The sequence below is a fragment of the Enterobacter sp. 237C8 genome (assembly GCF_034106865.1).
Classification (GTDB): domain Bacteria; phylum Pseudomonadota; class Gammaproteobacteria; order Enterobacterales; family Enterobacteriaceae; genus Enterobacter; species Enterobacter asburiae_B.
This window is the reverse complement of the sequence record NZ_JAWNDF010000001.1, coordinates 1,691,852-1,714,618: the sequence shown is the minus strand read 5'-3', so window position 1 is coordinate 1,714,618 and position 22,767 is coordinate 1,691,852. Positions and strand designations below refer to the sequence as shown.

General features: G+C 53.1%; 17 protein-coding genes, 2 tRNA genes and 2 other RNA genes. 12 read left to right on the top strand and 9 right to left on the bottom strand.

Features of this window, described 5'->3' with window-relative positions; translation table 11 throughout:
* The first annotated feature begins 195 nt into the window (after positions 1–195).
* From USF70_RS08340 to narI, 4 genes are read left to right on the top strand one after another with little or no spacing between them, the layout of a single operon-like run.
* On the top strand, positions 196–3,939 hold the full coding sequence (locus tag USF70_RS08340) for a nitrate reductase subunit alpha (RefSeq protein ID WP_320735525.1): 3,744 nt from the start codon (positions 196–198) through the stop codon (positions 3,937–3,939).
* Complete coding sequence (gene narH, locus USF70_RS08335; RefSeq protein WP_023312109.1) at positions 3,936–5,471, top strand: nitrate reductase subunit beta; 1,536 nt, start codon at positions 3,936–3,938, stop codon at positions 5,469–5,471. Before USF70_RS08340 ends, narH begins: the two co-directional genes overlap by 4 nt.
* On the top strand, positions 5,468–6,178 hold the full coding sequence (narJ, locus tag USF70_RS08330) for a nitrate reductase molybdenum cofactor assembly chaperone (protein ID WP_045404951.1): 711 nt from the start codon (positions 5,468–5,470) through the stop codon (positions 6,176–6,178). The genes narH and narJ overlap by 4 nt, the downstream gene beginning before the upstream one ends.
* Positions 6,178–6,855: a respiratory nitrate reductase subunit gamma gene (narI, locus tag USF70_RS08325; protein ID WP_023312107.1), complete on the top strand. Its 678-nt coding sequence runs from the start codon at positions 6,178–6,180 to the stop codon at positions 6,853–6,855. Before narJ ends, narI begins: the two co-directional genes overlap by 1 nt.
* Here the strand turns inward: narI and USF70_RS08320 are convergent.
* A complete protein-coding gene (locus tag USF70_RS08320) occupies positions 6,852–7,748 on the bottom strand; it encodes a DMT family transporter (protein WP_167818551.1) in 897 nt (298 codons plus the stop codon). The two genes, narI and USF70_RS08320, sit on opposite strands and share 4 nt — an antisense overlap.
* 108 nt (positions 7,749–7,856) lie before the next feature.
* On the opposite strand from USF70_RS08320, the gene USF70_RS08315 reads away from it, so the two are divergent.
* Positions 7,857–8,300, top strand: a complete 444-nt coding sequence (locus tag USF70_RS08315) for an Lrp/AsnC family transcriptional regulator (protein WP_143346874.1) — start codon at positions 7,857–7,859, stop codon at positions 8,298–8,300.
* A 115-nt stretch (positions 8,301–8,415) separates the two neighbouring features.
* On the opposite strand, the gene USF70_RS08310 is transcribed toward USF70_RS08315, so the two are convergent.
* The 6 genes from USF70_RS08310 to USF70_RS08285 all read right to left on the bottom strand — a co-directional run bounded on the left by USF70_RS08310 (position 8,416) and on the right by USF70_RS08285 (position 10,477).
* Positions 8,416–8,546: non-coding RNA, RtT sRNA (locus USF70_RS08310), on the bottom strand.
* 45 nt (positions 8,547–8,591) lie between these two features.
* A non-coding RNA gene (locus tag USF70_RS08305) (RtT sRNA) lies at positions 8,592–8,722 on the bottom strand.
* A gap of 45 nt (positions 8,723–8,767) precedes the next feature.
* Positions 8,768–8,852, bottom strand: a tRNA-Tyr gene (locus USF70_RS08300).
* Positions 8,853–8,887: 35 nt separating this feature from the next.
* Positions 8,888–8,972: transfer RNA gene (locus USF70_RS08295), tRNA-Tyr, on the bottom strand.
* 157 nt (positions 8,973–9,129) lie between these two features.
* Positions 9,130–9,972, bottom strand: a complete 843-nt coding sequence (gene purU / locus USF70_RS08290) for a formyltetrahydrofolate deformylase (RefSeq protein WP_023312104.1) — start codon at positions 9,970–9,972, stop codon at positions 9,130–9,132.
* 46 nt (positions 9,973–10,018) lie between these two features.
* Positions 10,019–10,477: a YchJ family protein gene (locus USF70_RS08285; RefSeq protein WP_039263576.1), complete on the bottom strand. Its 459-nt coding sequence runs from the start codon at positions 10,475–10,477 to the stop codon at positions 10,019–10,021.
* Positions 10,478–10,591: 114 nt separating this feature from the next.
* On the opposite strand from USF70_RS08285, the gene rssA reads away from it, so the two are divergent.
* The 3 genes from rssA (at position 10,592) to galU (ending at position 13,708) form a co-directional block, all read left to right on the top strand.
* Positions 10,592–11,494: a patatin-like phospholipase RssA gene (rssA, locus tag USF70_RS08280; protein ID WP_023312102.1), complete on the top strand. Its 903-nt coding sequence runs from the start codon at positions 10,592–10,594 to the stop codon at positions 11,492–11,494.
* A 91-nt stretch (positions 11,495–11,585) separates the two neighbouring features.
* Positions 11,586–12,599 (top strand): two-component system response regulator RssB, encoded by a 1,014-nt coding sequence (gene rssB, locus USF70_RS08275; RefSeq protein WP_048980116.1) that lies wholly within the window; start codon positions 11,586–11,588, stop codon positions 12,597–12,599.
* 200 nt (positions 12,600–12,799) lie between these two features.
* The gene (galU, locus tag USF70_RS08270) at positions 12,800–13,708 is read left to right on the top strand and encodes a UTP--glucose-1-phosphate uridylyltransferase GalU (RefSeq protein ID WP_033145759.1); all 909 of its coding nucleotides are present in this window, start codon (positions 12,800–12,802) and stop codon (positions 13,706–13,708) included.
* A gap of 201 nt (positions 13,709–13,909) precedes the next feature.
* On the opposite strand, the gene hns is transcribed toward galU, so the two are convergent.
* On the bottom strand, positions 13,910–14,323 hold the full coding sequence (gene hns, locus USF70_RS08265; protein WP_008502781.1) for a histone-like nucleoid-structuring protein H-NS: 414 nt from the start codon (positions 14,321–14,323) through the stop codon (positions 13,910–13,912).
* 549 nt (positions 14,324–14,872) lie between these two features.
* Here hns and tdk point away from each other — a divergent pair.
* Positions 14,873–15,487 (top strand): thymidine kinase, encoded by a 615-nt coding sequence (gene tdk / locus USF70_RS08260; RefSeq protein WP_167819561.1) that lies wholly within the window; start codon positions 14,873–14,875, stop codon positions 15,485–15,487.
* A gap of 65 nt (positions 15,488–15,552) precedes the next feature.
* Here tdk and adhE read toward each other — a convergent pair whose 3' ends face one another.
* Complete coding sequence (gene adhE / locus USF70_RS08255; protein WP_023312099.1) at positions 15,553–18,231, bottom strand: bifunctional acetaldehyde-CoA/alcohol dehydrogenase; 2,679 nt, start codon at positions 18,229–18,231, stop codon at positions 15,553–15,555.
* A 478-nt stretch (positions 18,232–18,709) separates the two neighbouring features.
* Here adhE and USF70_RS08250 point away from each other — a divergent pair, with 478 nt between their 5' ends.
* From USF70_RS08250 to oppB, 3 genes are all read left to right on the top strand, one after another.
* Positions 18,710–19,357 carry a YchE family NAAT transporter gene (locus USF70_RS08250; RefSeq protein WP_023312098.1) on the top strand — a complete coding sequence of 216 codons (648 nt, stop codon included), beginning with the start codon at positions 18,710–18,712 and terminating at the stop codon, positions 19,355–19,357.
* 770 nt (positions 19,358–20,127) lie between these two features.
* Positions 20,128–21,759 (top strand): oligopeptide ABC transporter substrate-binding protein OppA, encoded by a 1,632-nt coding sequence (gene oppA, locus USF70_RS08245; protein WP_320735524.1) that lies wholly within the window; start codon positions 20,128–20,130, stop codon positions 21,757–21,759.
* An 84-nt stretch (positions 21,760–21,843) separates the two neighbouring features.
* Positions 21,844–22,764: an oligopeptide ABC transporter permease OppB gene (oppB, locus tag USF70_RS08240; protein ID WP_008502786.1), complete on the top strand. Its 921-nt coding sequence runs from the start codon at positions 21,844–21,846 to the stop codon at positions 22,762–22,764.
* The last annotated feature ends 3 nt before the right edge of the window (positions 22,765–22,767 follow it).

Here is a 22,767-nt window from a genome sequence, read left to right as displayed (position 1 = left end):
AAAATAACTCTATATTTCATGATGATATGAATTTTTTGAAGATACCGCTTTAGTGGTATTTGGTGTAATCCCTCGCCTGAAAGTCCCTCCTCGTCTTGATCGTTATCAATTCTCCCCCTCTTTCAGGGCGTTAACTTCGCTGCAAATCAGCAATGTCGATTTAGAGAGCCACAGGCTCCACACAGGAGATACCCGATGAGCAAATTTTTGGACCGGTTTCGCTACTTCAAACAGAAGGGTGAAACTTTTGCCGATGGGCACGGCCAGGTTCTGGATACCAACCGGGACTGGGAAGACGGTTACCGCCAGCGCTGGCAGCATGACAAAGTCGTCCGTTCGACCCACGGCGTGAACTGTACCGGCTCATGCAGCTGGAAGATTTTCGTTAAAAACGGTCTGGTGACCTGGGAAATGCAGCAGACCGACTATCCGCGCACCCGCCCGGATATGCCAAACCACGAACCGCGCGGCTGCCCGCGCGGTGCCAGCTACTCCTGGTATCTCTACAGCGCCAACCGCCTGAAATACCCGCTGATGCGCAAGCGCCTGATGAAAATGTGGCGTGAGGCGAAAGTACAGCACAGCGATCCGGTGGATGCCTGGGCGTCCATCATCGAAGACGCTGACAAAGCAAAAAGCTTCAAGCAGGCTCGCGGTCGCGGCGGTTTCGTTCGCTCCTCGTGGAAAGAGGTAAACGAGCTGATTGCCGCCTCCAACGTCTACACCGTCAAAACCTACGGTCCTGACCGCGTGGCGGGCTTCTCGCCAATTCCGGCGATGTCGATGGTCTCTTACGCTTCCGGGGCGCGCTATCTGTCTCTAATCGGCGGTACCTGCCTGAGCTTCTACGACTGGTACTGCGACCTGCCGCCTGCGTCTCCGCAGACCTGGGGCGAGCAGACCGACGTGCCGGAGTCCGCGGACTGGTACAACTCCAGCTATATCATCGCCTGGGGCTCAAACGTACCTCAGACCCGTACGCCGGACGCGCACTTCTTTACCGAAGTCCGTTACAAAGGCACCAAAACCGTAGCAGTGACCCCTGACTACGCGGAAATCGCCAAGCTTTGCGATCTGTGGCTGGCGCCGAAACAGGGTACCGACGCGGCGATGGCGATGGCGATGGGCCACGTCATGCTGCGTGAATTCCATCTTGATAAGCCAAGCCAGTACTTCACCGACTACGTTCGCCGCTACACCGACATGCCGATGCTGGTCATGCTGGAAGAGCGTGAGGGCTACTATGCCGCTGGCCGCACGCTGCGCGCAGCCGATCTGGTGGATTCGCTGGGCCAGGAAAACAACCCTGAGTGGAAAACCGTTGCGTATAACAGCAACGGCGAGCTGGTGGCGCCAAACGGCTCTATCGGCTTCCGCTGGGGCGAGAAGGGCAAGTGGAACCTTGAGCAACGCAACGGCACCACCGGCGAAGAGACGGAGCTGCGCCTGAGCATGCTGGGCAGCCAGGACGAGATCGCCGAGGTCGGGTTCCCGTACTTCGGTGGCGAAGGTTCAGAGCACTTCAACAAGGTTGAACTGAAAAACGTTCTGATGCACAAACTGCCGGTTAAGCGCCTGCAGCTGGCCGACGGCTCTACCGCGCTGGTCACCACCGTTTATGACCTGACCATGGCGAACTACGGTCTGGAGCGCGGTTTGGGCGATGAAAACTGCGCAACCGGCTATGACGACGTGAAGGCCTACACCCCGGCCTGGGCGGAACAGATCACCGGCGTGCCTCGCGCGCACATTACCCGTATCGCACGAGAGTTTGCAGAAAACGCGGACAAAACGCACGGCCGTTCGATGATCATCGTCGGCGCGGGTCTGAACCACTGGTATCACCTCGATATGAACTATCGCGGTCTGATCAACATGCTGATCTTCTGCGGCTGCGTCGGTCAGAGCGGCGGCGGCTGGGCACACTACGTCGGCCAGGAAAAACTGCGTCCGCAGACCGGCTGGCAGCCGCTGGCGTTTGCCCTCGACTGGCAGCGTCCGGCACGCCATATGAACAGCACCTCCTACTTCTATAACCACTCCAGCCAGTGGCGCTACGAAACGGTCACCGCGCAGGAGCTGCTGTCGCCGATGGCGGATAAATCCCGCTACAGCGGCCACCTGATTGACTTCAACGTGCGCGCAGAGCGCATGGGCTGGCTGCCGTCTGCGCCGCAGCTGGGCACTAACCCGCTGCGCATTGCGAAAGCGGCGAAGCAGGCGGGCATGTCACCGGTGGATTACACCGTGAAATCCCTGAAGGATGGCTCTATCCGCTTCGCGGCAGAACAGCCGGAGAACGGTAAAAACCACCCGCGTAACCTGTTCATCTGGCGCTCCAACCTGCTGGGCTCGTCCGGTAAAGGCCACGAGTACATGCTGAAATACCTGCTCGGTACCGAAAACGGTATTCAGGGGAAAGATCTCGGCAAGCAGGGCGGCGTCAAGCCGGAAGAGGTGGAGTGGAAAGATAACGGCCTCGACGGCAAGCTGGATCTGGTGGTGACGCTCGACTTCCGTCTGTCCAGCACCTGCCTGTACTCCGACATCGTGCTGCCAACCGCGACCTGGTACGAAAAAGACGACATGAATACCTCGGATATGCATCCGTTTATTCATCCGCTGTCAGCGGCCGTTGACCCGGCGTGGGAATCGAAAAGCGACTGGGATATCTACAAAGACATCGCGAAGAAATTCTCCGAAGTCTGCGTAGGGCACCTCGGCAAAGAGACCGACGTGGTGACGCTGCCAATCCAGCACGACTCCGCCGCCGAACTGGCGCAGCCGCTGGACGTGAAGGACTGGAAAAAAGGCGAATGCGACCTGATCCCGGGCGTAACCGCGCCGCACATTATTCCGGTTGAACGCGACTATCCGGCAACCTACGAGCGCTTTACCTCTATCGGCCCGCTGATGGAGAAAATCGGTAACGGCGGGAAGGGGATCGCCTGGAACACCCAGAGCGAGATGGATCTGCTGCGCAAGCTCAACTACACCAAAGCGGACGGCCCGGCGAAAGGCCAGCCGATGCTAAACACGGCGATTGATGCGGCAGAGATGATCCTGACCCTGGCCCCGGAAACCAACGGCCACGTTGCCGTCAAAGCCTGGGCGGCGCTGAGCGAGTTCACCGGTCGCGACCATACGCACCTGGCGACGAATAAAGAGGAAGAGAAAATCCGCTTCCGCGATATTCAGGCGCAGCCGCGCAAGATTATCTCCAGCCCGACCTGGTCTGGTCTGGAAGATGAGCACGTGTCCTATAACGCGGGCTACACCAACGTTCACGAGCTGATCCCATGGCGCACCCTGTCAGGCCGTCAGTCGCTGTATCAGGATCACCAGTGGATGCGCGACTTCGGTGAAAGCCTGCTGGTCTACCGTCCGCCAATCGACACCCGCTCCGTGAAAGCGGTGATGGGCGCGAAATCGAACGGTAACCCAGAGAAGGCGCTGAACTTCCTGACGCCGCACCAGAAGTGGGGTATCCACTCCACCTACAGCGACAACCTGCTGATGCTGACCCTGTCGCGCGGCGGTCCGATTGTCTGGATGAGCGAAACGGACGCCAAAGATCTGGGTATCGAAGATAACGACTGGATCGAAGTGTTCAACAGCAACGGTGCCCTGACGGCGCGTGCGGTGGTGAGCCAGCGCGTACCGGCCGGGATGACCATGATGTACCACGCGCAGGAACGTATCGTTAACCTGCCGGGGTCAGAAATTACCGAGCAGCGCGGCGGGATCCACAACTCCGTGACCCGCATTACGCCGAAGCCGACCCACATGATCGGTGGCTATGCGCAGCTGGCCTACGGCTTTAACTACTACGGCACCGTAGGATCGAACCGCGATGAGTTCGTGGTGGTACGTAAGATGAAGAATATTAACTGGTTAGACGGCGAAGGTAATGACCAGGTACAGGAGAGCGTAAAATGAAAATTCGTTCACAAGTCGGCATGGTGCTGAATCTGGATAAATGCATCGGCTGTCATACCTGCTCGGTCACCTGTAAAAACGTCTGGACCAGCCGCGAAGGTATGGAGTACGCCTGGTTCAACAACGTGGAAAGCAAGCCGGGCACCGGCTTCCCGACCGACTGGGAAAACCAGGAGAAGTGGAAGGGCGGCTGGATCCGTAAAATCAACGGCAAGCTGCAGCCGCGCATGGGTAACCGCGCGATGCTGCTGGGTAAAATCTTCGCTAACCCGCACCTGCCGGGCATCGACGATTACTACGAGCCGTTTGACTACGACTACCAGAACCTGCACAACGCGCCGGAAAGCAAGCACCAGCCGATCGCCCGTCCGCGCTCGCTGATCACCGGTCAGCGCATGGACAAGATCACCAGCGGTCCAAACTGGGAGGAGATTCTGGGCGGCGAGTTCGAGAAACGCGCCAAAGACCAGAACTTCGAGAACATGCAGAAGGCGATGTACGGCCAGTTCGAAAATACCTTCATGATGTATCTGCCGCGCCTGTGCGAGCACTGCCTCAACCCGGCGTGCGTGGCGACCTGCCCAAGCGGCGCCATCTACAAGCGTGAAGAAGATGGCATCGTGCTGATCGACCAGGACAAGTGCCGCGGCTGGCGTATGTGCATCACCGGCTGCCCGTACAAAAAAATCTACTTCAACTGGAAGAGCGGTAAATCTGAGAAGTGCATCTTCTGCTATCCGCGTATCGAAGCCGGAATGCCGACCGTCTGCTCAGAAAGCTGCGTAGGCCGTATTCGCTACCTCGGCGTGCTGCTGTATGACGCGGACGCGATTGAAAATGCCGCCAGCACCGAGCACGAGAAAGATCTGTATCAGCGTCAGCTGGACGTGTTCCTCGATCCGAACGATCCGAAGGTGATTGAGCAGGCGCTGAAAGACGGCGTGCCGCAGAGCGTGATTGACGCGGCGCAGCAGTCACCGGTGTACAAAATGGCGATGGACTGGAAGCTGGCCCTGCCGCTGCACCCGGAATACCGCACCCTGCCGATGGTCTGGTACGTGCCGCCGCTGTCGCCGATTCAGTCCGCGGCTGACGCGGGCGAACTGGGCAGTAACGGCATCCTGCCGGACGTAGAAAGCCTGCGTATTCCGGTTCAGTACCTGGCGAACCTGTTGACCGCCGGGGATACCCAGCCGGTTCTGCTCGCGCTGAAGCGTATGCTGGCGATGCGTCACTTCAAACGCGCGGAAACCGTAGACGGCGTGACCGATACCCGCGCGCTGGAAGAGGTCGGTCTGACCGAAGCGCAGGCGCAGGAGATGTACCGCTATCTGGCGATTGCCAACTACGAAGACCGTTTCGTGGTGCCGAGCAGCCACCGCGAGCTGGCCCGTGAAGCCTTCCCGGAAAAAAATGGCTGTGGCTTTACCTTTGGCGACGGTTGCCACGGGTCAGACAGCAAATTCAACCTGTTCAACAGCCGCCGCATCGATGCCATGGATGTGACCAGCAAAACGGAGCCGCACCAATGATTGAACTCGTCATTGTTTCGCGTCTGCTCGAGTACCCGGATGCTGCGCTTGCGCAGCATCAGCAGGAACTCTTTGATGCACTCGCGTCATCTGAAAACCTGGATAAAGACGATGCCCAGCGGCTTGGCGTTTTCCTCCGCGATCTGCTGGCGCGCGACCTTCTGGATGCCCAGTCGGACTACAGCCAGCTGTTTGACCGTGGTCGTGCGACCTCGCTGCTGCTGTTTGAACACGTTCACGGTGAGTCCCGTGACCGTGGTCAGGCGATGGTGGACCTGATGGCCCAGTACGAACAGCACGGCCTGCAGCTCGACAGCCGCGAGCTGCCGGATCATCTCCCGCTGTATCTGGAGTACCTGGCGCAGCTGCCGAAAGAGGAGGCGCTGGGCGGTCTGCAGGATATCGCGCCGATCCTGGCGCTGCTCGGCGCGCGTCTTCAGCAGCGCGAGAGCCGCTATGCTGTTCTGTTCGATCTGCTGGTGAAGCTGGCCAACGCCTCGGTCGACAGTGAAAAAGTGGCGGAGAAAATTGCGGATGAAGCCCGCGACGATACCCCACAGGCGCTGGATGCCGTCTGGGAAGAAGAGCAGGTGAAATTCTTTGCTGACCAGAACTGCGGCGAGTCTGAAATCTCCGCTCACCAGCGTCGCTTTGCCGGCGCGGTTGCCCCGCAATATTTGAATATCTCTAACGGAGGACGGCACTAATGCACTTCCTGAATATGTTCTTCTTTGACATTTACCCGTATATCGCGGGCACCGTGTTCCTGGTGGGAAGCTGGCTGCGTTACGACTACGGCCAGTACACCTGGCGTGCGGCCTCCAGCCAGATGCTGGATCGTAAAGGGATGCATGTGGGCTCTAACCTGTTCCACATCGGTATTCTGGGGATTTTTGCCGGTCACTTCCTCGGGATGCTGACGCCGCACTGGATGTATGAAGCGTGGCTGCCGATCGAGGTGAAGCAGAAGATGGCGATGATCGCCGGCGGTGCCTGCGGCGTGATGACTCTGGTGGGGGGCCTGCTGCTGCTGAAACGTCGTCTGTTCAGCCCGCGCGTGCGTGCGACCACGACCGCAGCGGATATTCTGATCCTCTCCCTGCTGATGGTGCAGTGCGCGCTGGGCCTGCTGACCATTCCGTTCTCGGCGCAGCATATGGACGGCAGCGAAATGATGAAGCTGGTCGGCTGGGCGCAGTCCGTGGTGACCTTCCACGGCGGAGCCTCCGCGCACCTGGACGGCGTGGCGTTTATCTTCCGCGTTCACCTGGTGCTGGGTATGACGCTGTTTGTGCTGTTCCCGTTCTCACGTCTGGTGCATATCTGGAGCGCGCCGGTGGAGTACCTGACGCGCAAATACCAGATTGTGCGTGCCCGTCGCTAATTCGCCGTTTTGATACCAACCCCGCACTCGCGGGGTTTTTTTTCGCCCCAGCCCAGATTATTGCCCGCGGCAGCAAACAGGATCAGCGCGCCGCCCGCCAGCTGCGTCAGGTTCAGCGAGTGTCCGAACACCAGATTATCGACAACGATCGCCACCACCGGATAGATAAACGACAGGGAGCCGGTAATGGGCGTAGGCAGCTTCTGGATCGCGCTGTAGAGCAGCTGGTACATAATGCCTGTATGGACGATGCCCAGCGTCAGCAGGATCGGCCAGGGAAAATCACCGGAAAATGACGACATGTTGGCAAACGGTAAAAGCATCACGACGCCCGTCAGCACCTGGATAAAGGCAATATGCTGCGGCGCAACGGATCTGAGCTTGCGGGCAATAATGGCCGTGACCGCATAGAAGAAAGCCGCGGCCATCGCCAGGCCGATTCCGGCGAGCCATTCACCGCCGTGCGCGCCGGTCAGCTCGCTGGAGAGCAAGATCACCACGCCGCCGAAGGCGAGGAACAGCCAGCCCCATTTCACCAGACTAACGCGCTCACCTAAAAACATCCCCATTAAGACCAGCATAAACGGCTGGGTGTTATAGACCACGGTAGAAAGACCAATCGAGATCCGTTCATAGGCCGCGAAGAGCAGCAGCCAGTTCACCACGAGCGCTACGCCGCCGAGAATGGCCAGCAGCAGCGTGGTGCGGGTGAGGGGGCTGAAGGGCTTTTGACTTGCCCGGATAAAAATAAAAAGCGCTATTGCCCCGATAAGACAGCGCCAGAACACCACTTCCGTCACCGGCAGACCGCTGAGTAAAACAAACGCACCGATAGAGCCGGAAATTAACATCGCCAGGCTCATTTGCCAGACGCCTTTATGGAAATCACGCATCATCCACCTCCTGATTGTATGTCACTATTGTCGAAAATCGCTGTCGGGTTTTACAGGGATGAGATAAGGTGAAATGCAGTGATGACTTTTTAAAATTAGGTGAAAACGATGGAATACCTTCTCGATGATATCGACCGTCAAATTTTAGCCTGTCTGGTCGAGGATGCGCGCATGTCTTTGAAGGTGCTCAGCGGACGCATCGGTCTGACTTCCCCCAGCACGGCAGAACGCCTGAAGAGGCTGGAAGAGCGCGGTGTGATTCAGGGGTATGGCGCACGGGTGAATCTGGCGGCGCTGGGGTATACGCTGCAGGCGCTGGTGCGCGTGCGTCCTTTGCCGGGGCTGTTGCATAAGGTGGATAAATACATTCAGGCGATGCCGGAGTGTATTGAGAGCGACAAAGTCACAGGGGAAGATTGCTTTGTGATTAGGCTGGTGGTGCGATCGATAGAGCAGCTGGATGTGCTGCTGGACGGCCTGGCGGAGCATGCCCAGTGCAATACGTCGATTGTGAAGAGTTCGCCGGTGAAGCGTCGTTTGCCAGCGATGTAGGCTTCTGGCTTCTGTCTTCTGTCTTCTGTCGCCGGGTGGCGGCTGCGCCTTACCCGGCCTACAAAGGCGGATTCGGTTCAGTTTTATAATGATTTTTTGGATTATTTGAAAGTGATGGTGGTGGGGGAAGGATTACTCGGCGCGTTGCGCCTCGCCCTTCGGGTCGTTGCCTGCGGCAACGCTTTCTCGCTACGCTCGAATCGAACCTTAGTCGAAGTTTCTCATCCTTCCCCGTTACGGAAATGCATGATGCCTGGTGCAAAAAGGAGGTTTGGATTTATTTGAAAGTGATGGTGGTGGGGGAAGGATTACTCGGCGCGTTGCGCCTCGCCCTTCGGGTCGTTGCCTGCGGCAACGCTTTCTCGCTACGCTCGAATCGAACCTTGGTCGAAGCTTCTCATCCTTCCCCGTTACGGAAATGCATGATGCCTGGTGCGAACAGAGGGTTTAGCGTCATTTGAAGGTGATGGTGGTGGGGGAAGGATTCGAACCTTCGAAGTCGATGACGGCAGATTTACAGTCTGCTCCCTTTGGCCGCTCGGGAACCCCACCAGGGGTAATTCAAATTTTGAGGTCTTGCTGAGAGATGGTGGTGGGGGAAGGATTCGAACCTTCGAAGTCGATGACGGCAGATTTACAGTCTGCTCCCTTTGGCCGCTCGGGAACCCCACCACGGGGTAATGCTTTTTGACTTACCTGCTTCTGCTGGAAGCGGGGCGCATCATATCAAATGAGGCGCCCCTGTAAAGCATTCCTTTAGGTAAATGAAGCTGTTTGCCTGCTTTTTATCCGTAAAGGCGCAAAGCTAATCAATTCATTTTCCGAAAGATTAAAGAATGATGGTTCTGTTGCCGTAGACAAAGACACGCTGCGCCAGCACCTGATACAGCGCACGACTGAGCACGTTCTTCTCAACGTCACGCCCTGCACGCATCATGTCCTCGGCCGTGTAGGTGTGGTCCACGTGAATCACGTCCTGCATGATGATTGGACCTTCGTCCAGGTTGTCATTCACATAGTGCGCGGTCGCACCGATGATCTTCACGCCGCGCTCGTAGGCCTGGTGGTAGGGACGCGCGCCAATAAAGGCCGGCAGGAACGAGTGGTGAATGTTGATGATCTTGTTCGGGAAACGCGCCACGAAGGATGGCGTTAACACGCGCATGTATTTCGCCAGCACCACGTAGTCCGGGTTATGCGCTTCAATGGCCTGCGCCATCAGATCGTCGTGTTCTTCACGGGTATGGCCTTCGTGGCTCACCAGCTCGAACGGAATATCAAAACGCTCGACCAGCGTGCGCAGCGTCTCATGGTTGCCAATAACGGCAGCTATTTCCACGTCCAGACCGCCGTAGTTTGCTTTCATCAGCAGGTCGCCCAGACAGTGTGCTTCTTTGGTCACCAGGATCACGATGCGGCGTCGACCGGCTGGGGTCAGTTCGCGCACGGAACCTTCCGGAAGCGCGCTGTCGAGATCGGCAAGCAGGGTGGTGTCGTTGAAAATACCTTCGAGTTCGGTACGCATAAAGAAGCGGCCGGTACGGTGGTCAACGAACTCGTTGTTCTGCACGATATTCAGTTCATGTTTGTAGCAAATGTTGGTAATTCGTGCGATCAGTCCTTTTTGATCGGGACAGATGGTGCGCAGAACTTTACGTTGTAATGATTGCATCGCCGGGAAATCCTGTTTGTATTTGCGAAGTCTGGGTTGTCAGGCATTACTGCCCGCAACACTTTTTAAATTTTTTACCTGAACCACACGGGCAGGGATCGTTACGACCAAACTGTGGGCGCGTTCCGTCAATATAATACCACTGCCCGCTTTCCTTTAAGAACCGGGAACGCTCGATAATGGCACCAGGTTTATTATTCTCGGTAAAACGAGCAACAAAGCTGACGTAACCTTCATCAACATGACTGCCCGTTGAGAATTCATAGACGGTGAGGCCGAGCCACTGCGTGTTCGCGAAGCCGGCTTCGATGTCCTGTCTGAATTCGGCAGCGTGGCAGGAGGGATGCCAGGTTTTAATCAGGTAGTCTGCGTCTTTGATCACAAAAGCGGTGTAACGTGAACGCATGAGGTGTGACGGGTCTGGTGCAACCTGATCGCCAGACAGATATCGCTGGCAACATAGGCTATACTCCAGAGCGCTACCACAAGGGCAGAGTTGAGACACGATTCTCTTCCTGGAACAAATAATAAAGGCGTAAAACGCTTCGGGTAGCACTATGTTAACTGAGCTGTTGCGTTGACGCTATGTCAGGAATCCAGGGGAAGTAAAACAGGGCTAATGAGAAAGGTTAAAATTGGACTGGCGCTGGGCTCAGGTGCAGCCCGGGGATGGTCACACATCGGCGTGATTAATGCCTTAAACAAGATGGGCATTAACGTAGATATTGTCGCAGGGTGTTCAATAGGATCGCTTGTCGGCTCCGCTTACGCGTGCGGGAAGCTTCCGGAACTCGAGACCTGGGTGCGTTCCTTCAGTTACTGGGACGTCCTGCGCCTGATGGATCTCTCGTGGCAGCGTGGTGGGCTGTTGCGCGGCGAACGCGTCTTTAACCAGTTCCGCCAGGTTATGCCTCTCGAAGACTTCACTGATTGTCAGATGCCCTTTGGCGCCGTCGCGACGAACCTCAGCACGGGACGCGAACTCTGGTTAACCGAAGGGGATATCCATCTTGCCGTGCGCGCCTCCTGCAGCATGCCGGGGCTTATGGCGCCTGTCCCACACAACGGTTACTGGCTTGTCGACGGTGGCGTTGTAAACCCGGTTCCCATCTCTCTGACCCGTGCAATGGGGGCGGATATCGTGATTGCCGTCGACCTGCAGCACGACGCCCACCTGATGCAACAGGACCTCATGCCGGTCAATCTCCAGAGCGAAGATGCCGAGGGCGAGAAACTGGCCTGGCATGAGCGCCTGCGCGGTAGAATCGGGCGTATGGCCGCGCGACGCTCGGTTGCCGCGCCGACGGCGATAGAAATCATGACCACGTCAATCCAGGTACTGGAGAATCGCCTTAAGCGCAATCGTATGGCAGGCGATCCGCCAGATATTCTTATTCAGCCTTACTGTCCGCAAATCTCTACTCTTGATTTCCATCGGGCTGAGGCCGCCATCGCAGCGGGCTCGTTAGCCGTCGAAAAGAAAATGGACGAATTGTTGCCTTTTGTGCAAACAGCACGTTAAGCACCTTTTTTTGACTACTTCAGCAAAATCTGACAGGCGATAGTGCCGATCGCATGCCACTATTTAGTTACTGTCAGCCAGGGGAGGAACCATGACGCAGCCATTGGCCGGAAAACACATTTTGATTGTTGAAGACGAGCCCGTTTTCCGATCGCTACTGGATTCGTGGTTATCCTCGCTGGGAGCAATCACTTCACTGGCTGAAGATGGTATCGACGCCCTGGAAAAAATGATCAGCATTACGCCCGATTTAATGATTTGCGACATTGAGATGCCGCGCATGAATGGGCTGAAGCTGGTTGAACATCTGCGTAACGAAGGCAACCAGACGCCGATTCTGGTGATCTCTGCCACAGAGAATATGGCGGATATCGCCAAAGCATTGCGACTCGGTGTCCAGGATATTCTGCTTAAACCGGTCAAGGATCTGAACCGGCTGCGAGAAACGGTCTTAGCGTGCCTTTATCCGAATATGTTTAATTCCCGGGTAGAGGAAGAGGAGCGTCTTTTCCAGGACTGGGATGCCCTGGTGAGTGACCCTCCTGCTGCGGCGAAACTGTTGCAAGAACTTCAGCCACCCGTACAGCAAACTATTTCGCACTGCCGCGTAAATTATCGTCAGCTGGTGGCGGCTGATCAGCCGGGACTGGTACTGGATATCGCACCTTTATCTGATTCCGACCTTGCGTTTTATTCTCTGGATGTCACCCGTGCGGGGGATAATGGCGTATTAGCCGCGTTACTTCTTCGCGCGCTTTTTAATGGTTTGCTGCAGGAACAGTTATCGCATCAGGGACAACGGCTGCCGGAGTTAGGCAGTTTGCTCAAACAGGTAAACCAGCTTTTTCGCCAGGCTAATTTGCCTGGACAGTTCCCGCTGCTGGTCGGCTATTACCACAGCGGTTTAAAGAATCTGATCCTCGTTTCAGCAGGTCTCAACGCTTCACTGAATACCGGTGAACATCATATTCAGGTGAGTAACGGTGTTCCGCTTGGGACATTGGGTACGGCGTATCTGAATCAAATTAGCCACCGCTGTTCCTCCTGGCAGTGCCAAATTTGGGGCACCGGGGGACGGCTACGCTTAATGTTGTCCACGGAATAAGCAATTGGATCTTAATTTTAAGATTGCTTTACCTGTGTTTTACGGGGAGTGCTACTATCGCTGCCCAGATTCATGCGTATTTGTCCTAATTGATCGGCAACGCGTTCTTTTCAGACCCGGACTGCGGGGCGAGGCTGATATACTCAACGCGTTATTTATTGCATAAAAGTTCAAAACTTGAACAGCTCAGGAGAATTTGAATGGCTGCCCTAAATTCGAAAGTCAGAAAGGCCGTCATCCCGGTAGCGGGATTGGGGACCAGGATGTTACCAGCAACTAAGGCAATTCCTAAAGAGATGCTGCCTCTGGTTGATAAGCCATTAATCCAGTATGTCGTTAATGAATGTATCGCAGCCGGCATCACTGAAATTGTGCTGGTTACGCATTCATCAAAAAACTCTATCGAAAACCATTTCGATACAAGCTTTGAACTTGAAGCCATGCTGGAAAAACGTGTTAAGCGTCAGCTGTTAGAAGAAGTTCAGTCTATTTGCCCGCCACACGTTACCATTATGCAGGTTCGTCAGGGTCTGGCTAAAGGTCTGGGCCACGCTGTGATGTGTGCACATCCTGTTGTAGGTGATGAGCCTGTAGCGGTAATTCTGCCTGACGTAATTCTGGACGAATACGAATCCGATCTTTCTCAGGATAACCTGGCAGAGATGATCAAACGTTTCGACGAAACCGGTAGCAGCCAGATTATGGTTGAGCCTGTTGACGACGTGACGGCATACGGTGTGGTTGACTGCAAAGGCGTTAACCTTGAGCCGGGCGAAAGCGTGCCAATGGTTGGCGTGGTAGAGAAGCCTAAAGCCGACGTAGCGCCTTCAAACCTGGCCGTTGTAGGTCGCTATGTCCTGAGCGCTGAAATCTGGCCTCTGCTGGCGAAAACGCCTCCAGGAGCGGGTGATGAGATTCAGCTGACGGATGCCATTGATATGCTGATCGAGAAAGAGACCGTTGAGGCTTACCATATGAAAGGTAAGAGCCATGACTGCGGTAATAAGCTTGGTTATATGCAGGCGTTCGTAGAATATGGTATTCGCCACAATACTCTTGGTGAAGAATTTAAAACCTGGCTCAAAGAGAGCGTAGGTATTAAGAAATAAGCCACGGTTAGATATGTCCGAAACCGGTGAGGCGCTGCCCACCGGTTTTTTTATGCCCTAAACACTTCCAAAACCTGTCTCAAAGTACAGTTATTAAAATTGCCAAATAATGCTTTATGACAGAGTGTAAGGGGATGTTTGCGACAAATTTAGGTTAAAAAAAATCCCGCATTACGCGGGATTTTTCTGAATACGGCTGGATTAATCCTTGATCAGGAAGTCGTCCAGCTGTTTACCTTGTTCGTCCATGGCTTTCTTGATAACAGCAGGAGTGCGGCCCTGGCCAGTCCAGGTTTTAGTTTCGCCGTTCTCGTCAACGTAGCTATATTTAGCAGGACGAGCAGCACGCTTGGCTTTAGTACCGGTTTTAGCTGCAGCCATGCTGTTCAGCAATTCATTTGGATCGATACCATCAGCAATCAGCATTTCACGATATTGCTGCAGTTTACGAGTACGTTCTTCGATTTCAGCGGCAGCTGCGCTTTCTTCTTCACGACGTTCATTAACTACAACTTCTAATTTTTCCAGCATTTCTTCAAGCGTTTCGAGGGTGCATTCTCTTGCCTGCGCACGAAGAGTACGGATGTTGTTCAGAATTTTAAGTGCTTCGCTCATTGTAGTAATCTCAAACTTATAATGGGGGGTGGTTTGTTGACCTAATAATAGAGCCATAAATTCAGTTGTGCAATAGCCAGGAATGTAAGGAATTCAAAAAATACTAAATAATGCCGCTATTATTAATTACGCTAACTTAAATTTCATCACCCAACAGTCTCGTTTGTTATCAGCTAACCCGGCTGGACCCGGTCGATTGACTCTTTTTTTTGTGACATTTACCGCAGGAATTATAGTTGCGGCGGAGAAATATCAGCCTTTTGTATTAGTTCCCCTCCGTGATGTTAAGACTGAAATAGTTAATAAATAGTGAATTTTAATGAACGGCGATTCCACTATAAAATGCAGTGTTATGTTTGGCTAAACATATAACATATTGGCCAGGCTGAAGGAGTTTACTTCATGTTTTAGCGGGTTATTTTCATGAAAAGAAGGTTGTGAACTCCGCGCTGAAACGCTTCCTCTGTATGCTACATCGCTGATGACCAGACAAATTATGGTACAATGAATCATCGGGAATATTACACATTGATTGGGGTTTTACGGCCAATGGCACAACTTTATTTCTACTATTCGGCAATGAATGCCGGGAAATCCACCGCGTTGCTGCAATCCTCGTACAATTACCAGGAGCGCGGGATGCGTACCGTTGTTTATACGGCTGAAATTGACGATCGCTTTGGCGCAGGGAAGGTGAGCTCCAGAATAGGGCTCTCGTCGCCTGCCAGACTGTTTAACCCGAAAACCGATCTGTTTGAGGACATTCGTACAGAACATGCTTTGCAGCCCATTCATTGTGTTCTGGTAGATGAGAGCCAGTTTCTGACGCGTGAACAGGTTCATGCCCTTTCAGAGGTGGTCGATGAGCTCGATATTCCCGTGCTGTGTTACGGCCTGCGTACGGATTTCCGCGGTGAGCTCTTTGCCGGTAGCCAGTATTTGCTTGCCTGGTCGGATAAGCTTGTCGAATTGAAAACAATCTGCTTCTGCGGTCGCAAAGCCAGCATGGTGCTTCGTCTTGACCAGGCCGGGAAACCTTATGCAGATGGCGAGCAGGTGGTTATAGGCGGTAATGAACGCTATGTTTCAGTCTGTCGTAAGCATTATAAAGAAGCGTTGTCTGTAGGCTCGCTGATGGCGATTCAACACGACAACAGAAAATAACGCCAGCCTTGTTATACAGACATAAAAAAACCCGCCATAAAGGCGGGTTTTTCATCTGCTGCTAATTAAGCGCTTTTCTTCGCTTTCTTATCAGCTTTGATGACAGGAACTTCTGTTTTCACAGCAGCAACGTCACCTTCTTTGAACTCACGACCGTAGAAGGTATCCAGCAGAATCTGTTTCAGCTCGGAGATCAGTGGGTAGCGCGGGTTAGCACCAGTACACTGGTCATCGAATGCATCTTCAGACAGCTTATCTACGTGAGCGAGGAAGTCAGCTTCCTGAACGCCTGCTTCACGGATAGATTTTGGAATACCCAGCTCAGCTTTCAGGCTTTCCAGCCATGCCAGCAGTTTCTCAATCTTCGCAGCAGTGCGGTCACCCGGTGCGCTCAGACCAAGGTGGTCTGCGATTTCAGCGTAACGACGGCGCGCTTGCGGACGGTCGTACTGGCTGAAAGCAGTCTGCTTGGTTGGGTTGTCGTTAGCGTTATAACGGATAACGTTGCTGATCAACAGGGCGTTCGCCAGACCGTGAGGAATGTGGAACTGAGAACCCAGCTTGTGCGCCATAGAGTGGCAAACACCCAGGAAGGCGTTCGCAAACGCGATACCGGCGATGGTTGCTGCACTGTGAACGCGTTCACGTGCTACTGGGTTTTTAGACCCTTCGTTGTAGGACGCTGGCAGGTTTTCCTTCAGCAGTTTCAGCGCCTGCAGAGCCTGACCGTCAGAGAACTCAGATGCCAGCACAGAAACGTAAGCTTCCAGGGCGTGAGTTACCGCATCCAGACCACCGAACGCACACAGTGATTTCGGCATCTCCATGACCAGGTTCGCATCAACGATAGCCATATCTGGGGTCAGTGCATAGTCAGCCAGTGGGTATTTCTGACCTGTTGCATCGTCCGTTACTACTGCGAATGGCGTAACTTCTGAACCGGTACCGGAAGTGGTGGTTACTGCGATCATTTTCGCTTTTACGCCCATTTTCGGGAACTTGTAGATACGTTTACGGATGTCCATAAAGCGCAGCGCCAGTTCTTCGAAGTGGGTTTCAGGATGCTCGTACATGACCCACATGATTTTCGCGGCGTCCATTGGGGAACCGCCGCCCAGAGCGATAATCACATCTGGTTTGAAGGAGTTAGCCAGTTCAGCACCTTTACGCACCACGCTCAGGGTAGGGTCAGCTTCAACTTCAAAGAACACTTCAGTTTCAACGCCAGCCGCTTTCAGTACAGAGGTGATCTGGTCAGCGTAGCCGTTGTTGAACAGGAAACGGTCAGTCACGATGAGCGCACGTTTGTGGCCATCAGTAATCACTTCATCCAGCGCGATTGGCAGAGAGCCACGGCGGAAGTAGATAGATTTCGGAAGTTTGTGCCACAACATGTTTTCAGCTCGCTTAGCAACGGTTTTCTTGTTGATCAGGTGTTTTGGACCAACGTTTTCAGAGATGGAGTTACCACCCCAGGAACCACAACCCAGAGTCAGGGAAGGTGCGAGTTTAAAGTTGTACAGGTCACCGATACCACCCTGAGAAGCAGGGGTGTTAATCAGGATACGTGCAGTTTTCATCATCTGACCGAAGTGGGCAACGCGTTCTGGCTGGTTGTCCTGGTCGGTGTACAGACAAGACGTGTGACCGATACCGCCCATGGCAACCAGTTTCTCGGCTTTCTCTACCGCGTCTTCGAAATCTTTCGCACGGTACATGGCAAGCGTTGGAGACAGTTTTTCATGTGCAAACGGCTCGCTTTCGTCGACAACTTTAACTTCACCGATCAGGATTTTGGTTGTTGCCGGAACGGTAAAGCCTGCGAGTTCAGCAATTTTGTAAGCCGGCTGACCCACGATAGCAGCGTTCAACGCGCCATTTTTCAGAATAATGTCCTGAACGGCTTTCAGTTCTTTGCCCTGCAGCAGGTAGCCGCCGTGGCTGGCGAAACGTTCACGAACTGCGTCGTACACGGAATCAACAACAACAACAGACTGTTCAGATGCACAGATCACGCCGTTATCGAAGGTTTTAGACATCAGTACAGACGCAACGGCACGTTTGATGTCAGCAGTTTCGTCGATAACAACAGGGGTGTTACCGGCGCCCACACCGATCGCTGGTTTACCGGAGCTGTATGCGGCTTTAACCATGCCAGGACCACCGGTCGCCAGGATCAGGTTAATGTCCGGGTGATGCATCAGCGCATTGGAGAGCTCAACAGAAGGTTGGTCGATCCAGCCAATCAGATCTTTTGGTGCGCCAGCAGCGATCGCCGCCTGCAGGACGATATCCGCAGCTTTGTTGGTCGCGTCTTTCGCACGTGGGTGTGGAGAGAAGATGATTGCGTTACGGGTCTTCAGGCTAATCAGTGATTTGAAGATAGCCGTAGACGTCGGGTTAGTTGTCGGAACAATACCGCAGATGATGCCGATAGGTTCAGCGATGGTGATGGTACCGAAGGTGTCGTCTTCGGACAGCACGCCACAGGTTTTCTCATCTTTATAGGCGTTGTAGATATACTCGGAAGCAAAGTGGTTTTTGATCACTTTATCTTCCACGATACCCATGCCGGATTCGGCAACGGCCATTTTAGCGAGAGGGATTCGAGCATCTGCAGCAGCCAGTGCGGCCGCGCGGAAGATTTTATCAACCTGTTCTTGGGTGAAATTGGCATATTCACGCTGGGCTTTTTTAACGCGCTCGACGAGGGCGTTCAGTTCAGCGATATTAGTAACAGCCATAATGCTCTCCTGATAATGTTTAAACTCTTTTAGTAAACCAGCGCTCGATACGTCACACAGTATAGACAGAGCCGATACGACTTGCGTAACACAAAGTAAAACAAAGAGTTACTTTCTGCGTCAGCACACTAATTTACTAAAAGAGCCTTACCTTAGCATCATCCCTTTTTGTCAGGTGATCTCCCTGGGGGCGTAACCAAGATTACTCACTTCTGAGTACGGAAATCATGATCTGCGTCAATTTTCCCCCAAGCTGATACCTTTCAGCAGGGTTATTTCGTTGAGATTTTTCAAGTGTTAAATAATTACGTAAGTAATGGAAGCGACGCTATCATTGATTATACATATGTTTAACATCCTGAAATGATAACGTTTTGCCACAGATTTCGAGTGAAGTATGCTAATAAAAAGGGTATCTTCAGCGCGATTTCTCATGACAAAGTGTCAGTCCCGGGCATGTGTATAAGCGGAGCAAAACGTGATCCAAACGCTCTTTGATTTTCCAACGTATTTTAAATTTTTTATTGGTTTGTTTGCCCTGGTCAACCCGGTGGGGATCATTCCTGTCTTTATTAGTATGACGAGTTACCAGACGGCGGCGGCGAGGAATAAGACCAACCTCACCGCTAACCTGTCAGTGGCGATCATATTGCTCACCTCCCTTTTTCTTGGGGACGCCATTCTCCAACTCTTCGGTATTTCAATTGACTCTTTCCGCATAGCGGGTGGGATTCTGGTCGTGACCATCGCCATGTCCATGATCAGCGGTAAGCTGGGCGAGGATAAACAGAATAAGCAGGAGAAGTCAGAAACCGCCATCCGCGAGAGTATTGGCGTGGTGCCGCTGGCCTTACCGCTCATGGCTGGCCCTGGCGCCATCAGTTCAACCATTGTCTGGGGCACGCGTTACCATAGCCTGATGCACCTGATTGGCTTTTCCGTTGCCATTGCGCTTTTCGCACTCTGCTGTTGGGGAGTATTCCGCATGGCGCCCTGGCTGGTGCGCCTGCTGGGGCAGACGGGCATTAACGTCATAACGCGTATTATGGGTCTGCTGTTGATGGCGTTAGGGATTGAATTCATCGTTACAGGAATTAAAAGCATTTTCCCCGGTTTGCTGCACTGATATTTCGTATGAAAGAACGGAGCCACGGCTCCGTTTTTTTACGTCATTATCAGTAAATCCTATAACTAAAGTTGAAATGCTCACATATCATAATAAATTCTACTAATAATGTTCATTGCTTGTATTTCAATGAGTTATTAATTCCCGCCAAAACCGCCTGCGCAGAAAACCTTCGATCGATCTGTTATTTTACTCACATGATACTCTGGGGCTTGCTGAGAGATAACCGAAATGATATTAGTAAATTCAACATTCCCCTAGATGAATGTGCTAAATAATAACCAGTTGTTAAATTTTTGTACAAAATCACTCGATGATAGCGCAGCGACGCGCGTGTAGAGAAAACTTTCTCTATCTTATTGAATGTCATGATTTTTAAGTGGTGTTCGATGTCCGGCAGGGCTGCCCTCAACGATGCGGTACTCACCGTAAAAGAGAATTGCTTAACAAATTTGCAAAATGTATTGGCGCGCGTTTACGCCATTTGATACTTTCCGGCCTAATATTTTGCAGCATAAAACAAGCAGATGAGAATTATTTTCATATAGTTCTCTTCTCAGATATCCAGTGCAGGTCTCAAACAGGGGAGGCCTGTAAAGAATCGACGCAAGACGGCCATACGAGCGGTCAGTAATAAAAAAGTCGGTGATAGCAAGCAGTAAAAGAAGAACCTGACAGCAGCAAAAAAAACTCCTGCGCTGTACAGGCCCCAAAAGGGGATTACACAGCTGGCGAAGGCCAGTCATTATAATGAGTGGAGTACCAACACAATGTCCATCATCACAAAAAAAAATCTGGTAGCGGCGGGGATTTTAACTGCGCTAATCGCGGGCAACGCTGCAATGGCTGCGGACGTTCCTGCAGGTGTTCAACTGGCGGAGAAACAGACGCTGGTGCGTAACAACGGTGCGGAAGTTCAGTCTCTTGACCCGCACAAAATTGAAGGTGTTCCTGAGTCTAACGTTAACCGCGACCTGTTCGAAGGCCTGCTGGTGACAGACGTAGACGGCCACCCGGCGCCGGGTGTTGCAGAAAAATGGGAAAACAAAGATTTCAAAGTCTGGACCTTCCATCTGCGTAAAGATGCGAAATGGTCCGACGGTACACCGGTCACGGCCGAAGATTTCGTTTATAGCTGGCAGCGTCTGGCGAATCCAACCACCGCCTCTCCGTATGCGAGCTACCTGCAATATGGCCACATCGCCAATATTGATGACATCATCGCGGGCAAAAAATCTGTTACCGACCTGGGCGTAAAAGCGATCGATGCCAATACCTTTGAAGTGACGTTGAGCGAACCTGTTCCGTACTTCTATAAGCTGCTGGTTCACCCGTCCGTCTCCCCGGTACCAAAATCCGCCGTGGAAAAATTTGGTGAGAAATGGACGCAGCCTGCCAATATCGTGACCAACGGTGCCTATAAGCTGAAAGACTGGGTGGTCAACGAACGTATGGTGCTTGACCGTAACCCGCAGTATTGGGATAACGCGAAAACCGTTATTGACCAGGTGACCTACCTGCCAATTTCGTCCGAAGTGACTGACGTTAACCGCTATCGCAGCGGTGAAATCGACATGACCTATAACAACATGCCGATTGAACTGTTCCAGAAACTGAAAAAAGAGATCCCTAAAGAAGTTCACGTCGATCCGTACCTGTGCACCTATTACTATGAAATCAACAACCAGAAAGCACCGTTTACCGACGTACGTGTTCGTACCGCGCTGAAGCTGGCACTGGATCGCGATATCATCGTGAACAAAGTGAAAAACCAGGGCGATCTGCCGGCGTACAGCTATACCCCTCCATACACCGATGGCGCAAAACTGACCGAGCCAGAGTGGTTTAAACAGACTCAGGAACAGCGTAACGCAGAAGCGAAGAAACTGCTGGCCGAAGCGGGCTACACCGCAGATAAGCCGCTGACCTTCAGCCTGCTCTACAACACTTCCGATCTGCACAAAAAACTGGCTATCGCCGTTGCCTCAATCTGGAAAAAGAACCTGGGCGCGAACGTGAAGCTGGAGAACCAGGAGTGGAAAACCTTCCTCGACAGCCGTCATCAGGGCACCTTTGATGTGGCACGTGCTGGCTGGTGTGCGGACTATAACGAACCGACCTCCTTCCTGAACACCATGCTGAGCGACAGCTCGAACAACACCGCGCACTATAAGAGTCCGGCATTCGACAAGCTGATTGGCGACACGCTGAAAACCACTGACGAAGCACAGCGTACAGAACTGTACTCTAAAGCCGAGCAGCAGCTGGATAAAGATTCCGCGATCGTTCCGGTTTACTACTACGTTAACGCCCGTCTGGTGAAACCGTGGGTAGGTGGATATACCGGTAAAGACCCGATGGATAATATCTACGTTAAAAACTTGTATATTATCAAGCATTAATGGCAATGAGTGGGGCGGGCATGCTCGCCCCACGGTGTCTAACCAACGTCACATAATATAGGCACACGCCAGAAGGTACGGGCAATGTTGAAATTTATCCTACGTCGCTGTCTTGAAGCGATTCCAACGCTATTTATTCTCATCACGATTTCCTTCTTCATGATGCGTCTTGCGCCGGGCAGTCCATTTACCGGTGAGCGTACGCTGCCGCCTGAAGTCATGGCGAATATCGAAGCGAAATACCACTTGAACGATCCTATCTCCACCCAGTACTTCAATTACCTGAAGCAGCTGGCCCACGGCGATTTTGGACCGTCATTTAAATATAAAGACTATTCCGTTAACGACCTGGTCGCGTCCAGCTTCCCGGTATCGGCTAAGTTGGGTGCTGCGGCATTCATTCTGGCCATCGTTTTCGGGGTCACCGCGGGCGTTATCGCTGCGCTCAGACAAAATACCAAATGGGATTATGCCGTAATGGGGGTGGCAATGACCGGGGTAGTGATACCCAGCTTCGTTGTCGCGCCATTACTGGTGATGATATTTGCCATTACGCTGAAGTGGCTGCCTGGCGGCGGCTGGAACGGCGGGGCATTGAAGTTCATGATTTTGCCGATGGTGGCATTATCGCTGGCGTACATCGCCAGCATCGCGCGTATCACCCGTGGTTCAATGATCGAAGTGCTGCACTCGAACTTCATTCGTACCGCGCGCGCTAAAGGGCTGCCGATGCGTCGGATTATCTTCCGCCACGCGCTCAAACCGGCGCTGTTGCCCGTGCTTTCCTACATGGGACCGGCATTCGTCGGGATCATCACCGGCTCTATGGTTATCGAAACAATCTACGGCCTGCCCGGCATTGGTCAGCTGTTCGTTAACGGCGCGCTCAACCGCGACTATTCGCTGGTGCTGAGCCTGACCATTCTCGTCGGTGCGCTGACCATTCTCTTTAACGCTATCGTCGATGTGCTGTATGCCGTCATCGATCCGAAAATTCGTTACTAACGC

Bases quoted from the DNA above. Each gene is read 5' to 3' on its own strand.
- USF70_RS08340 (WP_320735525.1), top strand. From the start codon at position 196: ATGAGCAAATTTTTGGACCGGTTTCGCTACTTCAAACAGAAGGGTGAA.
- narH (WP_023312109.1), top strand. From the start codon at position 3,936: ATGAAAATTCGTTCACAAGTCGGCATGGTGCTGAATCTGGATAAATGC.
- narJ (WP_045404951.1), top strand. From the start codon at position 5,468: ATGATTGAACTCGTCATTGTTTCGCGTCTGCTCGAGTACCCGGATGCT.
- narI (WP_023312107.1), top strand. From the start codon at position 6,178: ATGCACTTCCTGAATATGTTCTTCTTTGACATTTACCCGTATATCGCG.
- USF70_RS08320 (WP_167818551.1), bottom strand. From the start codon at position 7,748: ATGCGTGATTTCCATAAAGGCGTCTGGCAAATGAGCCTGGCGATGTTA.
- USF70_RS08315 (WP_143346874.1), top strand. From the start codon at position 7,857: ATGGAATACCTTCTCGATGATATCGACCGTCAAATTTTAGCCTGTCTG.
- purU (WP_023312104.1), bottom strand. From the start codon at position 9,972: ATGCAATCATTACAACGTAAAGTTCTGCGCACCATCTGTCCCGATCAA.
- rssA (WP_023312102.1), top strand. From the start codon at position 10,592: ATGAGAAAGGTTAAAATTGGACTGGCGCTGGGCTCAGGTGCAGCCCGG.
- rssB (WP_048980116.1), top strand. From the start codon at position 11,586: ATGACGCAGCCATTGGCCGGAAAACACATTTTGATTGTTGAAGACGAG.
- galU (WP_033145759.1), top strand. From the start codon at position 12,800: ATGGCTGCCCTAAATTCGAAAGTCAGAAAGGCCGTCATCCCGGTAGCG.
- hns (WP_008502781.1), bottom strand. From the start codon at position 14,323: ATGAGCGAAGCACTTAAAATTCTGAACAACATCCGTACTCTTCGTGCG.
- tdk (WP_167819561.1), top strand. From the start codon at position 14,873: ATGGCACAACTTTATTTCTACTATTCGGCAATGAATGCCGGGAAATCC.
- adhE (WP_023312099.1), bottom strand. From the start codon at position 18,231: ATGGCTGTTACTAATATCGCTGAACTGAACGCCCTCGTCGAGCGCGTT.
- oppA (WP_320735524.1), top strand. From the start codon at position 20,128: ATGTCCATCATCACAAAAAAAAATCTGGTAGCGGCGGGGATTTTAACT.
- oppB (WP_008502786.1), top strand. From the start codon at position 21,844: ATGTTGAAATTTATCCTACGTCGCTGTCTTGAAGCGATTCCAACGCTA.